Consider the following 14,870-nt stretch of genomic DNA (forward strand, 5'->3'; position numbering starts at 1 on the left):
AAGAGACGGTCCTGCCAGGCCGGGTTGAACTGGTAGAGGCCATAGCCCGCGTTCGGATCGTACTTGGGCTTGCCGTCAAGAACGTTCAGCACGTCGAAGTACAGCTTGAAGCGGTCGGCGACCTTGACTTCGCCGTGTGCGTCGAGATCGAAGGTGCTCGGGCCGTGGCACTGCACCGGATCGCCGTTGCCGTACGTCAGCAGCTGACCGTTATCGCCGCTTTCCGCGCAGTTCTTGTAGACGCCGCCGGCATCCGCCGAAGTCGACGAATAGCCGCTGGTGTAGTTTGCTGTCAGGGTCAGGCTGGCCTTGTTGTTGAAGTCCAGCGTATTCTGCCAGGTCACGCGGAAGCGCGGGGCGCCCGAGCACGAGGTCAGGTTGCAGCCGCCCAGCGAACCGTCATAGCGCCAAATCGTGGTGCTGCCGTCGGCCTCCTGGTTCTCCTGCTGGAGACGGATCAGATACGAGGCGTTGGCCTTGCTCTGCCAGGTGATCTTGTCGCTGAGGTAGATGCGCGCATCGGCCGAGAAGTCGATGCCCGAACCCATCATCGCGTTCTGGTTCTTGAACGAGCTGACGACCTGGCCCAGCAGCGGCAGCGCATCCGGGTTTTGCGGATCCGCCTGCCCCGGAAGCACGGTGACGCCCGGCAGGTTCACGACGCCGTTGTTGGCGTAGTATTCCTGGATCGCGTCGCCGATGCTGACCGAGGTGATCAGGTTCTTGATCTTGGTGTGCCAGTAATCGAGCGTGAACGTGATGTTGCGGGTCGGCTGCAGCACTGCGCCCAGCGTGTACGAGGTCGACTTCTCCGCCTTCAGGTCGGGGTTGCCCGAATTGGTCGAACCCGGCGAATATGTACCTGCATAATAGGCGGGGTTGCTCTTGTGAGCGTCGCAGAAGGCGGCATAGAGCGCCTGCGTGCAGTTGATTTGCGAGCTCTGGTAGCCGGTAGCGGGCAGCTGGAACGATTCGTTCAGGTTCGGGGCACGGAAGCCCTTAGAGAACGTGCCGCGCAGCTTGAGCTGGTCGACGGGTTTGAACTCCGCCTCGAACTTGGGCGAGAAGTTCTTCTGGCCGGTCGAGTAGTGGTCATACGATCCGTCGAACTTCATGCGGAACTGGTCCACGATCGGCACGGAGATTTCGTACGAGGTCGACCAGATATCGCGGTTGCCCTTCACGCCCACGGCATTGATGCCGTAGTAGCGCGCGTAGGGATTTTCGTTGTCCGGGGCGTTCGAGCTGGGGTTGTTGATCGACTCGTAGCGGTACTGGCCCGCGACGGCGATGTTGACCATGCCGCCCGGCAGTTCGAATACGTCCTTGCTGAGCGTGCCGATGACCTGCGCCAGCTTGGAGGTGGCGCGCTTGTTCTGGTCGGGGAAGATCTGCTGGCGAGCTTCAGCCGAATTCGCCGAAGGATCGACGAAGTTGTAGGTGCCCTGGGCGATGGCGTCGGCCAGGCCCTGCAGGTAGATGTAGCCGGTGTTCTTGACGTCCAGCGTGACTTCCGAAGCCGTCGCGCCGACCGAGTAGTTCCAGCCGTCACCGAAGCTGCCGTTGATGCCCGCCGCGATGCGATAGGTCTTGGCGTCGGTGTAGGTGCGGCGCGGCTGGTCGGGCATGCCGCTCAGACGAGCGAGCTGGCCCTGCGCGGCGTAGGGGTTGTTCGGGTTCAGCGTGCCGTTCGAGGCGTTGCAGCCCGTCGCCAGCAGGTTGCCGCCAACGACCGACGCGGTGCCGGTGGGGCAGACGTAGACCGGCAGGAATACGTTGGTCGCGGCGATCTGGGTGCCGCCCGCTGCGGTCTGGCCCGCCCAAGACGAGTTCACGTTCTCGTTGGCGGTCTTCACGTTGTAGTAGTTGAGCGCGATGAACGCCTCGGCATTGCTGCCGACCTTCACGGTGCCGCGCAGCGACGCGCCCTTGCGGGTCGTTGCGGCCGTGTACATGCTGTAGTCGTTGACGAGGTCCTGCTGGCAGACCACCGACGGCGCGTTGTTGACGCCGTTGTTCGCGTTCGCGGTCGAAGCCTGCTGGCCGGGGGTCAGCGTCTGCGCGGTCAGGCCACCGCAGCCGGCGCCTGCGTTGAGCAACTGATACGAGCCATTGTAGAGGATCGCGGGCTTGTCGCCGGTGCTGTAGACCGGAACGTAGTTGCCATTGGCGTCGATCGTGGTCTGGGTGGACTGGCCGAAGTTGACAGTGGTCGACTGGAAGCCATTGTAGCTGCCGTCGGCCTGGATGCCGTTGCGGATCGAGTTGGTCAGGCAGCCCTGTTCGGCGGTGCCGCAGATGCTGCTTTGGTCGGCAGTGCTCCAGGGCCCGCTGCGGTCGCGCAGATACAGCGAGTCGTTGTGCTGGTACTCGGCGCTGGCATAGATGTTGAAGCCCTGATCGTTCAGGTCGCCATAGCCGTAGGTCGCGTTGATGCGCTGCTCGCCGCCGTCGCCGCGCTGCGAGATGCCCATCGAACCGTCGAGATGCAGGCCCTGGACCTGGCGCTTGGTGATGACGTTGACCACACCGGCGATCGCGTCCGAACCGTAAGTCGCCGAGGCGCCGTCAAGTAGGGTGTCGATGCTCTGCACCGAGCTGCTGGGGATCGAGTTGATGTCGACGATGTTGCGCTGGGTGTCGTCCGCCAGCGGGTAGTACGCGGTGCGCATGCCGTCGAACAGGGTCAGCGTGTAGGCGTTGTTGAAGCCGCGAAGCGAAGGGGCGGTGGCGCCGGTGGTGAAACCGTTTGCCGACCAACTGGCGGGGATCGTGCCCGCATTGTTGGCGGTCAGCGACTGCAGTGCGTCCGATACCGTGGTGATGCCGCGCTTGCTCAGATCGTCGGCGGTGACCGATACTACCGGCGAGGCAGTGGCGGCGGCCGGATTACGGGTGATCGAACCGGTGACGACGATGGTGTTCTCTTCGCCTGCGTCGGCAGCCTGGGGGGCGGCGTCCTGGGCATAAGCAGTACCGCACAGCAACGCGAATGCGGTCAGGCAAGTCGCGCTGCGCAGCACGGCCTTCTGGGGGGGTGTCTTCAAGTCTACGTTCCTTGTCCTTTACCCCGGCAAGATGTGTGACCAAGCTCGCCGGAAGTGCGGTCGATGCCGCTCAGAGCGCGCGTGTTTACGCTCATGGGGAGCCCTCTAGCCCCGGCTCGCCAACGCTTTCAAAGAACATTTCCCAATGATTGCTTAATGTTGCAGTTAAGTTGCAATTTTACAACATAAATACAAAAAGTGTCATAAGCAGCTTGGAGGCCGTCTGAACCTAGCCAGAACGAAAATGCAAAAATGACCTGTTATCACCATCAGTGCGCGCACTTTGGATGCCGATTCCTGCAATCGGACGTATGATGATGCAACTGAGATGGTATCAGACAGGGTGCTCTCTACACCTATGATCTGTCGAGGCGATGAGCCTCTTGAGGCTTTCACGAATCTACGCGCACTCATCGATGCAAAGCGGCACAATGAGGCTACACTGGGCGGTAATCCTTCTGGGCAAGAATCCGCGTTGCTCGATCAGGAAGCGACCATTCTTGAAAATTTCAGGCGGCTCGGTTCCGGCGAGGGCACTGTTGATGGGAGCCACGACGAGCCATTTGCTCCGTGAGATTGGCATGGAACGTCGGGTGGTGCTCTCCCGGTAAGTGGCCCTTCGTGCAGCGTGCGCGCGCTAACGAACGATAACGGGCGTTCCGCAATGACCGCAGCCACAATCCTGCCTGTCATTCATCAACGGAGGTTGCGATGAAGCACGATGTGGCTTTCTCAAGTGCCGGCCGCTCGTCACAATCCTTGCCATCACCGTGGAGGGCGATGCCAATGGTGCGCCGCATCCCGATCCGGCTACCTACCGCGCGAAGTTTGCAGGACCCTATGAGCACCGGCTGATCGCGAGTGGCGTCGGTCACAACCTGCCGCGGGAAGCGCCGGTGGCATTTGCCAAGGCAGTCCTCGATGCCGGCAGGATGGGCGCATGATCCGTATCTCGTGCTGCATTCTTGGCGCCTCATTCGTCTTGCTGGGTGCCTCCGGGGCGGCCGGAACTGTGCGGTGGGAAGCCGATGCCGCGCCGGTTTATGGCGTGCCTTCCCGCCGGATGCCGCGACTGGAAGCTCATCAGCGTTGCGCACGAGGCGGGGAAGAACGATGATATCCGGGCCACCCTTGGAAACGCCATCGCGGTGCGCGCCTATCGCAAGGGCATCCGCTCGTTCCCCGATGGCGCGGTGATCGTCAGGCCGGCGTGGCGTCACGAATCTTCGCCGCGCAACGATGCCGTGTTTCCTGCGCCGCAATCCTTCGTAGCGGGTGAACCCACCAATGTGCAGGTTGGCGTCAAGGATGCGCGCCGCTGCGCAGCTAGTGGTGGATGGGGTTACGGCCAGTTCGACAATGACATGCCTAACTCCAATGAAGCTCTGATCTGTTCCTGCGCCGCTTGTCATGCAAAGCCCGACGCGGGCGCCGATTGGGTCTTTACGGTATCTCGCGCTGCGGTCCGGCAAGCCGTGGGCGATTGACGCGCCGCTGGGCGGGATGGGGCACCGCATCGGCGCGCTCGATCAGTTGCGCCATGAAGTGCATGGCGGCCGGGGGAATGTTTCGGTCGGCATCGCCATAGACGAACCATGACGGCACATGCTTCCATGCCGGTTGGGCAGAGGGTTCGGAAAGTACCGCATCCATCACGGGAAACTGCCCGGCGGCCATCAGTCGAGCCTGCGCCGCAGGCAGGTCGGCGGCGAACTGGGCAGGGAAGAGCTTCTGCTGAATGTCCAGGTCGTTGGCTCCGCCCGGCAGCGTGCTGCCGGGGAACTTGCCGGTCAGGCCGAGTGCGGTCTCGTCCGCCTCCGGAGCGAAAGCGGCGACGTAGACCAGCCCCTTCACGTTAGCCGCGCCTTCCGCAACCTCGCTGATCACCGATCCGCCGTAGGAATGGCCCACAAGCGCGACTAGCCCGGCGGTCGCTTTCGTCACGCCCGCCACGATCTCGGCATCGGCATGCACGCCGCGCTTACCCTCGGCTGTTCAGGAACATTGGGACTTTATAACCACCCGAAGTCGGGCTTCTCGGTAATGCGAATTAATCGCATCAGGGAGGACGACGTGACGTACTGGAAAACGAGCGCTTGGGGAATTTTTGTAGCAAGCACCCTCGTGGCGGCGCCCGCTTGCGCGGATGAACCCCTGTTCGGTTACATCTACACGACCGATACCCTGCCGAAAGACCAATCGGAGGTAGAGCAGTGGGTTACGCTGCGCGAGGGTCGTTCGCAGGGGGACTTTCACCTGCTGCAGACGCGCACGGAAGTTTCGCACGGCGTCACGGACAATTTCCAGTTGTCCGGTTACGCCAACCTGGCTTACGCGAACGTGAAGGGCAACACGCCCAGCGGCGATACAGTGCCGCCCGAAGTGTTTGCCGACTTCGCCTCGGACCCGGCTCGACGCTTCAGCAAGGCACGTCTGGAATCCGTTTCCGTCGAAGGAATTTACCGGATTTCAAGCCCCTACACGAACGGCGTCGGGGTCGCGCTCTATCTGGAACCCTCGATCGGTCCGCGCACGCGCGAGATGGAGGCGCGATTGATTCTTCAAAAGAATTTCCTGGACGACAAACTGGTCTTCGCGGCCAATGCAACGCTGGGCTACGAGTGGCGCAAGCTGCTCGGCGATTCAAGCGCAGATCCCACCTCGGAAGAATTCGTTACGCATTGGGACAAGGAAACCGACGTCAATTTCGGTTTCGCTGGAAGTTATCGTTTCACGTCGAACTGGTCGGTCGGCGGCGAATTGCAGAACGAGCGCGAATGGGCAGGGCTCAATCCATTCAAGGCCTCCAACCGCACCAACCAGGCCTGGTACCTTGGACCGACGATGCATTACGGCGGCCGGCACTTCTTTGCGACGTTCACGACGCTGTTCCAGATGCCGTGGGCGAAGGACTACGCTAATCCTGCTGCCGAGAGCTTTGTCGTCAACGGTATCACGAATGCCGACGACTTCGAAAAGTATCGTTTCCGTCTCAAGGTTGGATATTATTTCTAGGACCGCGCCATGGCACATTTTTCCTATCGCATCCTTCCGCTGGCGACGCTCGCCCTGGCTGCACCGGCGCAGGCGACCGTATACCTGACGGTCGAGCAGGCGCAGAACCAGATGTTCCCGCGCCAGGCCTTAACGCCGCAATTCCGCACGTTGACTGCCGAACAGGTCGCAGCGATCCGCAAGGCATCGGGGGAAAATCCCCTGTCGCACAATCTTCGCGCCTGGCGCGCGGCGGACGGCGGCTGGTTCATCGTCGATGAAGTGGTGGGCAAGCACGAGTTCATCACCTATGCTGTGTCGTTGGACGGCAGCGGGGCGGTGCGCGATGTCGAGATACTCGACTACCGCGAAGCGTATGGTGGTCAGGTCCGCGATCCGCGATGGCGACAGCAGTTCGTCGGCAAGCGGTCGGGTCAGTCGTTGAAGCTCGGCGGCGACATCAAGAATGTCTCCGGAGCGACCCTTTCCTGCAAGCATATCACCGACGGAGTGAGGCGCGTGCTGGCGACTTATGCCATCGTTCTTGCACATGCGTGAAGAAAATGCCCGGCGGTGCCGACCGATCCTGGGAACTTTCGTCGAGATCGCCGTCCCGAAAGTGGCGGCAGCGGCAATCGATTCCGCATTCGCCCGGATCGAGCACATCCACGCGCGGATGTCCTTCCATTCGGAAGGCAGCGATCTGGCCGCATTGCGTAAAGCACGCTCCGGCGCCAGCGTGGCGGTTGACATGGCGACGATAGAGGTCCTGCGGCTTGCGCAGGACCTCTATCGTCGCACTGATGGCGTGTTTGATGCGGCCGTGGGCACCCGACTGGTAGAATGGGGCTTCCTGCCCGAACCCAACGGGTATCGGGACAAGGAATGGGACGGCGGCATGCTCGACGTGGAAATCCTCGACGAAACACACGTGTCAGTTTCCCGGCGCGTTTTGTTGGACCTTGGCGGCATCGCCAAGGGATATGCGGTCGATTGCGCCGTGGATGCTTTGATGGAAGCTGGGGCCTCGTCTGGAACCGTCAATGCCGGGGGCGATCTGCGGGTCTTCGGGGAATGGGAGGAAATCGTGCACCTGAGGGAAGCCGATGAAACGATTGGCGGCTCTCTTGCCGTTCGGAATGCGGCCCTGGCGAGTTCGAGCAATCTTCACGACCGCCGCCGGCATCACGCAGGTGCAACCAGTCCCCATGTCCTGCGGCAAGCCCCGGTACTGGCCGACAATGCCGTGACTGTCATCGCCGAACGGTGCGTCATCGCCGACGCCATGACCAAAGTCGCTCTCGCATCCCCGGTGATGGCCGAGCGCGTTCTTGCCGACTTGAATGCCGAACTGATCGACCGACGCGCCTTGAGGGTGCTCCACTGATGCTGCATCTCAAGACCGCCAAGCTCGCACGCTGGCAAGTCCGCCTCTTGTGCTGGGGCTGCGCTGCCCTCTGGCTCAGTGGCGTAGCGTGGCTGCTGCTGCACAACTTCATCCAGGTGCAGAGCGACTTTGGCCCCGAAGCCAACCCACTGGAACCGTGGATGCTGCGCATTCACGGCGCCGCCGTGCAGATCGTGCTGCTGGGGCTCGGAAGCTTGTTGGTCGTGCACGTCTGGCGCGGCTGGACATACAGGAGCCAGCGGGCGCTGGGCATTTCGTTGCTGAGCGTGGCCGGGCTGCTCATCGTCAGCGGCTTCATGCTCTATTATGTGGGGGACGAGGATTGGCGAGGGGTGACGAGCACCGCACACTGGATCGTGGGGATCCTCGCCTTGCCGATGTTCCTGCTGCACTACTTTCAGGGCAAGCGTATTCGACGGGGGTAAACGCTCTTTTCGTACGGCCTCGTTGTTGGCACACGGAGCTGGCGTGCGGGGCCCCGGTTAATCACCGCCGCAGGGTGAAACTGCAGGAGTTTGCTATCGTGCGCGCACTTCTGGCTGAAGACGATCCGGCAACGGCCGTTTTTGTCAAACGCGGCCTCGCCGCCTGCAGCATTGCGGTCCATATGGTCGAAAGCGGCCTGGAAGCAATCGAGGCCGGAACCGGCGAGAGTTTCGACATCGTAATCCTCGACCGCATGCTTCCAGGGCTGGAGGGGCTGGATGTCCTCAGAAAACTGCGCGAGGCGGGGGTATTGGCACCTGTCCTGGTGCTCACGGCCAAGGGCGGCATCGCGGATCGCGTAGCCGGGCTGGATGCAGGCGCGGACGATTATCTCGTGAAGCCTTTTGCTCTGGCAGAACTGGTCGCGAGAGTGAATGCCCTGCTGCGTCGCCCGCCGATCAACTCCGCGGTGACCCGTCTGGAAGTGGGCGATGTCGTGATCGACATGCTGCGCCGGGAAGTGACGCGTGGACGGCGTCCCATCCACTTGCAGCCGCGCGAGTTCGGTATCTTGGAAGTGCTGATGCGCAACGCCGGCAAGGCGGTGACCCGGACCATGATACTCGAGCACGTATGGGGATTTCATTTCGACCCTGAGACGAACATCGTCGAAAGCCATCTCAGTCGGATGCGTTCCAAGCTTCGCGAAGGGTTCCATTGCGATTTGATCGAGACCGTCCGGGGCGTGGGATATCGCATGCGCATCGATGCCTGACATTCGCTCAAGCGCCGCATATCGGATTGCATTCTCCTACGCCGGGGCATTCGCGGCTGCGATCCTGGTCTTGGGCACGGCCGTCTATTTCGCCGCCGATGCGCAATTCCGGCATCAGCGCGACGGAGTGATCGCCGAAGAACTCGAAGATCTTGCGCAGGAAGGACTGGATGCCGCTCTTATCCGCGAGATCGAGCGACGCGAAGCGTGGCGAACCCGGCATGCCTTCAGCTACGCGCTGTTCGCAGCCACAGGCCGACGGCTGGGAGGGCATGCTGCGTTCGCCAAGCCGGCGGTTGGTTTCACGACCGCCCGATTGCCGGGAATGCGCGATGAGGATGGCACGATCCGCATCAAGGCGGTTACGCTTTCCGACGGCAGCAGGTTGGCGGTGGGGCTCGATTCAGTGGCGATCGCGGCGATCGATCGCACCATCCTCGCTCTGTTCGGCGGTGCATTCGTACTGGTACTTGCGACCGGAGCCATCGGCGCCGTGCTGCTTGGCCGTTATCTGGTGCATCGGCTGTCGGTCGTGACCGAAACCGCCAACGCCGTCGTCGCCGGCGATCTAACCCGTCGCATTGCCGTCAGCGGCCGACAAGATGAGTTCGACAGGGTCGCTTGTGCACTCAACGCCATGCTCGATCGCATCGCAGGATTGATGGAGAACTTGCGCCAGGTATCCAGCGATGTGGCCCATGACCTTCGCACCCCGCTGCTACGGCTGCGCGGCGAACTCGATCAGGTCGGGCAAACCGAAGGAGCCGTTGAACGGGCTATGGCGCAGGGCGACCATCTTCTTCGACTCTTCAGCGCCATATTACGCATAACCGAAGTGGAAGGCGGCGGCCTGAGTAGAGGGTTTGCGCGGATCGATTTGTCCGCGCTCGTCGAAGTTGTCGCCGATGGTTTCCAGCCCGCTTTACTGGACTGCGGGCAAGAGTTGATATGGGCGATCGAGCCCGATATTCACGTGGCTGGCGACCGTGAACTTCTCGCGCAGGCGGCCAGCAACATTCTCGACAATGCGCGCATTCATACGCCGCGAGGAACACAAATCCGCCTCTCGTTACGGCAATCGGCCAGTTTCGCCCTGGTTGAGATAGCGGACAATGGTCCTGGCGTTTCCGACAAGGAACGATCGGCCCTGGTCCGCCGCTTCTACCGTGGCGAAGCGAGCCGGACGACGCCGGGTAACGGTCTTGGGTTGAGCCTGGCGGCGGCGGTTGCGAGTGCCCATGGCGGTGAAATCGGACTGGAAGATAAAATGCCGGGGCTGGGCGTAACGATAGCAATACCCATCGGCACCTTGTGATTGCGCGGCCATGGGAACCCAAGGCGCACTTTTCTGCCGTAGTTCAAAACGTATTATTCAAACGTCGATGAAGGTAGTTCTCGTCAAACCCGGCTATCTGAACGCGTTTTGTCGGATCAATAATGTTCAGACTGCCGCGATTTAGCTCCATCGCTCCGCGCAGCCGCAATTCCTTGAGTACCCTGTTAATGTGCACAGCCGTCATTCCGAGCGCATCCGCAAGTATCAGCTGGGATAAGGGAAATGCAAAACTGTCGCCGTCAGCCAAGCCGATACTCCTTGCGCGGACATAGAGTTCGCACATCAGGTACGCCGCGCGCTCGATGTTGCTGCGGCGTCCCATGCTGACGATCCAGGCCCGCATTGTCGCCTCGTCGATGGGCTGCGCTGCGTACATGGCCCGCGCGATGTTCGGATAATCATCCAGTATTTCCTGCATTTCGGATCGCGAGATAGTGGCGATCATCGCCGGGGAAATTGCCCTGGATGCTGTAGTCCATCTCCGCCAGAATATTCACGTGAAGATCGCACGAATCGCCAGGCATCGGGAATGCCATCACCCGCCGCGCCCCACTTGGCAGAATCTTGTAGCGGCAAGCCCAGCCTTCAAGCAATACGAACACCGGGCCGGGTCTGTCACCTTCGCGGATTACATCTTGCCGAGCAGCATATTTCCGACTTCGCGCCGTGACTGCTTCCAACATTGCGACATCATCGGGCGCCAGCTCGACCAGTTTACTGAGTTTGTTCACGAACCTGTTCGCATCCTCATCGCATACACGGACATCCCAAAATTAAACATTGATAAAAGTTATTGTCATTTGTTGATTTATGCGGTGGAATCCAAGATGGCGGTTGTTGTGCTGGCCCCGTCGTCGAGTCAGGCGCCGCGACGCAGAAGCCAGCACCCATCGTGTTCGACAGGCGCCAGGCCAGCACTTTGCGGGTCGCCCAATCCATGATCGCTACCAGGTATAGGAACCCATGCCGCATCGGGATGTAGGTCCCGTCGGCGCACCACACATGATTGGGCCGCTCAATCGCCAGCTTGTGCAGCAGGTACGTATAGATCCGGTGTTGTGGATGCGGATCCCTGGTAGATCGGTGTCAGGCCCATCTTCCCCATCAGCCGCCGCACCCGCCGGCGACCGACATCATGACCTATTCGCTTCAGAAGTCGGGCCATCTGGCGGCTGCCATACCATGGGCAATCAAGAAACTTCCGCCGTGTCGAACAGGGTGACGCCGCTATCATAAGCCGCGCGTATGACGCGAATCATCTCCGCACGGTCTGGAATGGTCGTCTGATAGGTCCGGTGCATGTTCTGGGCACCGAGACCGACGGCGGAGACCTCAAGCGAGCCCAGTTTGCGACGATCGCCGGCCTGGTCCGCCTTGCCTGGGGCCGTTGCTGCGGTGGCGCTGGCTACCCTGCCTGTACCCGCGCCGAGCGCTGCGAGGGCAACGCCCGTACCGGCCACGCCGGCCGACCTGTGCTGATGCTGCTTCATCTGACATGGTTTCGCCTTTCGATCAGAGCTTGCGGGTGCCGAGCCATTTCACCATCGCCGGATCGCGATGGTCGAAGAAGCTGCTGGCCTTCTGGTCGAGCGTGGCGATCGCGGCGATGTCCTCTTCATCGAGGGTAAAGTCGAAGATCGCGAAGTTCTCGGCCATGCGCTCCTTACGGACCGACTTGGGGATCGCGACGATACCGCGCTGGTTCAGCCAGCGCAGGACGACCTGGGCGGTGCTTTTGCCGTGCTTAGCACCGATCGAGGCGAGCAACTCGTTGCTGAACAGTCCGTTCTTGCCTTCGGCGAAAGGTCCCCAGGCCTCCGCCTGAACCTTGTATTCCTCGAGCAAGGCATGCGCCTCGTCCTGCTGGTGGAAGGGGTGAATCTCGATCTGGTTGACAGCGGGCGCGATCTCGTTGTGCAGCACGAAATCCAGAAGGCGATCGGGATAGAAGTTGCTCACACCGATGGCCCGGATGCGGCCTTCGCGGTGCAGGTCCTGCATGGCCCGCCATGCGCCGTAAACGTCGCCGTAGGGCTGATGGATCAGCCAGAGGTCAAGATAGTCGAGCTGCAGCTTGTTGAGCGAACGCTCGAAGGCCGCCCTCGCGCCGTCATAGCTGGCGTCCTCGATCCACAGCTTGGTGGTGACGAACAGCTCGCGGCGGTCGATGCCGTGCCTACGGATGGCGTACCCGACGGCTTCTTCATTGCCATAGGACGTGGCGGTATCGAGCAGGCGGTAGCCGACATCTATGGCGTCACGCACGCTGCGCTCGCATTCTGACGGATCGGGAACCTGGAAAACGCCAAAGCCGAGGCTGGGCATTTCCACGCCGTTGTTCAACGTGACGCTGGGAACGGATTGGGACATGGGAAATCCTTAGTTTCAAATCAGCGATTGACGAGGCTCTGCGCGGATGCCGGATAGCGCTCGCCCACCAGTTCGATAGCGGTCAGTGCGTCGCGAATACGGGCCAGATCAGGCTCGCTCAGTTCCAGGGCGACAGCACCGAGGTTTTCTTCAAGCCGGTGCAGCTTGGTCGTGCCGGGAATCGGCACGATCGAGGAGCGCTGGGCCAGCAGCCAGGCCAAAGCCACCTGGGCGGGGGTTGCGTTCTTCTCGGCCGCGAGGCTCGTGACCAGTTCGACGAGAGCCCGGTTGGCCTCAAGGGCGTCGGTCTGGAAGCGCGGAACCGTGCTGCGGAAGTCATCCTTGGCGAACACCGTATCGGCGCTCATCTTGCCCGTCAGGAAGCCTTTGCCCAGCGGAGCGAACGGGACGAAGCCGATCCCGAGTTCATCGAGCACCGGCAGCAGTGCATTCTCCGGCTCGCGCCAGAACATCGAATATTCGCTCTGCAGCGCTGCCACCGGCTGCACGGTATGGGCACGGCGGATCGCATCTATCCCGGCCTCGGACATACCGAAATGCTTGACCTTGCCCGCTGCGATCAGGTCTTTCAGGGTGCCTGCCACATCCTCGATCGGCACGTTGGGATCGACGCGGTGCTGATAGAACAGATCGATGCTGTCGGTGCGCAGGCGCTTGAGCGCCTCGTCGGCAACCTGGCGGATACGCTCCGGGCGGCTGTCGAGGCCCTGCGCCGGAACGCCGTTCACGAAGCCGAACTTGGTTGCGATCACCACCTCGTCGCGGATTGGCTCCAGCGCCTCGCCCACCACTTCCTCGTTGAGGCCGGGGCCATAGGCTTCTGCCGTGTCGAAGAAGGTCACCCCTCGCGCGTGGGCATCGCGGATCAGCGTTACTGCTGCGCTGCGCTCCATTGGGGGGCCATAGCCGAAGCTGAGACCCATGCAGCCAAAGCCGATTTCCGAAACTTCGAGGCCAGTACGGCCGAGTTCACGTGTTTTCATGGGAACTGTCCTTTGTTCAAGCGGCGCCGGTGGCGCCCAAGGGTCTGGTTTGTGAGACTTTGTCCGCAGCAACGATTGTGGAGATCACCACCAGCAAGGCGAGAACCAGCATCATCGTGCCGGTTTCGAACGCAACGCCAATGCGCCTGACGGCGAAAGCCTGTCCCTGAAGCCCAGCGCTTGCGATGCCCGCGACCGCGACGAGGACGCTTAAGCCAACGGAACTGCCGATCTGGTGCGCGACGTTGACGGCTCCCGAGGCAGCGCCTGCATTCGCCTTATCCACTCCGGCCACACCAGCGGACGTCAGCGGGCTGAGCGTCAGGCCCTGGCTCACGCCGATCAGCAGCATCGGCAGCGCGACCGCAATGATGTAGGGCGAGCCCGCGTCCGCGAAGCTTAGCCACGCCATGCCCGTGATTCCGATCACGATACCCGCAACCATCAGGCGGTTGGCACTGAATGTCTTGACCAGTCTGGGAAATGCGATGGCGAACGGTACATGGAGGATGGTCGCCGGGATGAACGCGAGACCGCTTTTTGCCGGGCCGTAGCCCTTCACATCCTGCAGGTAGAGGGTCGTGAAGAAGAAGAACCCGACCATCGCGGCCAGATAGAGTATCCGGGCAGCATAAGCGCCCGAACGCACCCGGCTGGAAAACAGGTCAAGCGGCAGGATCGGTTGGGCAGCGCGACGTTCAATCATCATGAACACGGCGATGAGCGCAGCCGCTGAAGCAATCGACACGATCGTGATCGGGTCACTCCATCCGTTTTGCGCAGACCGGATGAAGCCGAAGACGAGGCAGCCAATGCCTAGCGTCGAGGTCAGGGCTCCAAGCAGATCGAAGCGACCCGTGTGCTTCGGGGTCTCCTGGATATAGCGATAGGACGCGATGATCAGGCCGATGCCGACCGGCAGGTTGACGTAAAATCCTGCACGCCAAGACACCCATTCGGCGAGCACACCGCCAAGGACCAGCCCGACTGTAGCTGAGGCGCCTGCCGCTGCTGCATAGTAGGAAACGGCGCGAGTGCGTTCATGACCTTCCGCGAAATTGGTCTGCAGCAGGGCCAGCGTCGATGGGGCCAGCACGGCGGCGCCAAAGCCCTGGATCGCGCGCCATGACAGCATCCATGTGACCGAAGGCGACGTGCCGATCGCCAATGAAGCCAGCGTGAAGATGGCAAGGCCCGTCACGAACATCCGCCGCCGTCCGAGGATGTCTCCCGCGCGCGCGCCCAGCAGCATGAAGCCCCCGAAAGTCAGCGTGTAGGCGCTCTGCACCCAGGCGAGGTTGGCCTCGCTGAAGCCAAGCTGGTCGTGGATCTTGGGCAAGCCGGTTAGCACGACCGAGATGTCGAGAACGATCATCACGTAGCTCACGAGGATGATCGCCAGAATGGCGCTCTTGTGCGGTTCGCCGGAAGGTTGAAGGCGCTGCGTCATTGTGAGGTCGATCCGAAGGTTCGTCAGGCTGCCCGGCAATCCGGCACAGGCAGCACGGGG

16 protein-coding genes and 1 pseudogene are annotated in these 14,870 nt (G+C 61.6%); 7 read left to right on the forward strand and 10 right to left on the reverse strand.

Annotated elements, in window-relative coordinates; translation table 11 throughout:
- The coding region (locus ACYPYD_RS20290; protein WP_459665126.1) for a TonB-dependent receptor plug domain-containing protein at window positions 1–3,047 on the reverse strand (3,047 nt) is incomplete at its 3' end.
- Window positions 3,048–3,736: 689 nt separating this feature from the next.
- Window positions 3,737–3,922 carry a hypothetical protein gene (locus ACYPYD_RS20295; protein ID WP_459665128.1) on the reverse strand — a complete coding sequence of 62 codons (186 nt, stop codon included), beginning with the start codon at window positions 3,920–3,922 and terminating at the stop codon, window positions 3,737–3,739.
- A gap of 153 nt (window positions 3,923–4,075) precedes the next feature.
- On the opposite strand from ACYPYD_RS20295, the gene ACYPYD_RS20300 reads away from it, so the two are divergent.
- On the forward strand, window positions 4,076–4,534 hold the full coding sequence (locus ACYPYD_RS20300) for a cytochrome P460 family protein (RefSeq protein ID WP_236727411.1): 459 nt from the start codon (window positions 4,076–4,078) through the stop codon (window positions 4,532–4,534).
- Here the strand turns inward: ACYPYD_RS20300 and ACYPYD_RS20305 are convergent.
- Entirely contained in the window at window positions 4,491–5,021 is a 531-nt protein-coding gene (locus ACYPYD_RS20305; protein WP_459665130.1) for an alpha/beta fold hydrolase, read from the reverse strand. The genes ACYPYD_RS20300 and ACYPYD_RS20305 overlap by 44 nt on opposite strands.
- Here ACYPYD_RS20305 and ACYPYD_RS20310 point away from each other — a divergent pair.
- From ACYPYD_RS20310 to ACYPYD_RS20335, 6 genes are all read left to right on the forward strand, one after another.
- Window positions 5,016–6,062: a DUF6662 family protein gene (locus tag ACYPYD_RS20310; protein WP_459665131.1), complete on the forward strand. Its 1,047-nt coding sequence runs from the start codon at window positions 5,016–5,018 to the stop codon at window positions 6,060–6,062. The two genes, ACYPYD_RS20305 and ACYPYD_RS20310, sit on opposite strands and share 6 nt — an antisense overlap.
- Before the next feature lie 9 nt (window positions 6,063–6,071).
- Complete coding sequence (locus ACYPYD_RS20315; RefSeq protein WP_036527974.1) at window positions 6,072–6,599, forward strand: FMN-binding protein; 528 nt, start codon at window positions 6,072–6,074, stop codon at window positions 6,597–6,599.
- Window positions 6,592–7,428 (forward strand): FAD:protein FMN transferase, encoded by an 837-nt coding sequence (locus tag ACYPYD_RS20320; protein WP_459665132.1) that lies wholly within the window; start codon window positions 6,592–6,594, stop codon window positions 7,426–7,428. Before ACYPYD_RS20315 ends, ACYPYD_RS20320 begins: the two co-directional genes overlap by 8 nt.
- Window positions 7,428–7,874 carry a hypothetical protein gene (locus ACYPYD_RS20325; protein WP_459665134.1) on the forward strand — a complete coding sequence of 149 codons (447 nt, stop codon included), beginning with the start codon at window positions 7,428–7,430 and terminating at the stop codon, window positions 7,872–7,874. The genes ACYPYD_RS20320 and ACYPYD_RS20325 overlap by 1 nt, the downstream gene beginning before the upstream one ends.
- A 98-nt stretch (window positions 7,875–7,972) precedes the next feature.
- Window positions 7,973–8,650, forward strand: a complete 678-nt coding sequence (locus ACYPYD_RS20330; protein WP_459665136.1) for a response regulator transcription factor — start codon at window positions 7,973–7,975, stop codon at window positions 8,648–8,650.
- Complete coding sequence (locus ACYPYD_RS20335; protein WP_459665138.1) at window positions 8,643–9,965, forward strand: HAMP domain-containing sensor histidine kinase; 1,323 nt, start codon at window positions 8,643–8,645, stop codon at window positions 9,963–9,965. Before ACYPYD_RS20330 ends, ACYPYD_RS20335 begins: the two co-directional genes overlap by 8 nt.
- 43 nt (window positions 9,966–10,008) lie before the next feature.
- On the opposite strand, the gene ACYPYD_RS20340 is transcribed toward ACYPYD_RS20335, so the two are convergent.
- The 7 genes and pseudogenes from ACYPYD_RS20340 to ACYPYD_RS20370 all read right to left on the reverse strand — a co-directional run bounded on the left by ACYPYD_RS20340 (window position 10,009) and on the right by ACYPYD_RS20370 (window position 14,810).
- Window positions 10,009–10,431, reverse strand: coding sequence for a Crp/Fnr family transcriptional regulator (locus ACYPYD_RS20340; protein WP_459665139.1), 423 nt, complete (start codon window positions 10,429–10,431; stop codon window positions 10,009–10,011).
- Window positions 10,385–10,717, reverse strand: a complete 333-nt coding sequence (locus tag ACYPYD_RS20345) for a cyclic nucleotide-binding domain-containing protein (RefSeq protein WP_459665141.1) — start codon at window positions 10,715–10,717, stop codon at window positions 10,385–10,387. Before ACYPYD_RS20345 ends, ACYPYD_RS20340 begins: the two co-directional genes overlap by 47 nt.
- Window positions 10,718–10,850: 133 nt before the next feature.
- Window positions 10,851–11,187, reverse strand: a pseudogene (locus ACYPYD_RS20350) (DDE-type integrase/transposase/recombinase); the annotation flags it as partial.
- On the reverse strand, window positions 11,177–11,476 hold the full coding sequence (locus ACYPYD_RS20355; RefSeq protein WP_459665143.1) for a hypothetical protein: 300 nt from the start codon (window positions 11,474–11,476) through the stop codon (window positions 11,177–11,179). The gene ACYPYD_RS20355 and the pseudogene ACYPYD_RS20350, both read right to left, overlap by 11 nt.
- 22 nt (window positions 11,477–11,498) lie before the next feature.
- Window positions 11,499–12,356, reverse strand: coding sequence for an aldo/keto reductase (locus ACYPYD_RS20360; RefSeq protein ID WP_459665146.1), 858 nt, complete (start codon window positions 12,354–12,356; stop codon window positions 11,499–11,501).
- Between the two features lie 20 nt (window positions 12,357–12,376).
- Window positions 12,377–13,360 carry an aldo/keto reductase gene (locus ACYPYD_RS20365; protein WP_459665148.1) on the reverse strand — a complete coding sequence of 328 codons (984 nt, stop codon included), beginning with the start codon at window positions 13,358–13,360 and terminating at the stop codon, window positions 12,377–12,379.
- 16 nt (window positions 13,361–13,376) lie between these two features.
- A complete protein-coding gene (locus ACYPYD_RS20370; protein WP_459665150.1) occupies window positions 13,377–14,810 on the reverse strand; it encodes an MFS transporter in 1,434 nt (477 codons plus the stop codon).
- Window positions 14,811–14,870 lie beyond the last annotated feature (60 nt).

The organism is Novosphingobium sp. 11B (assembly GCF_054589055.1).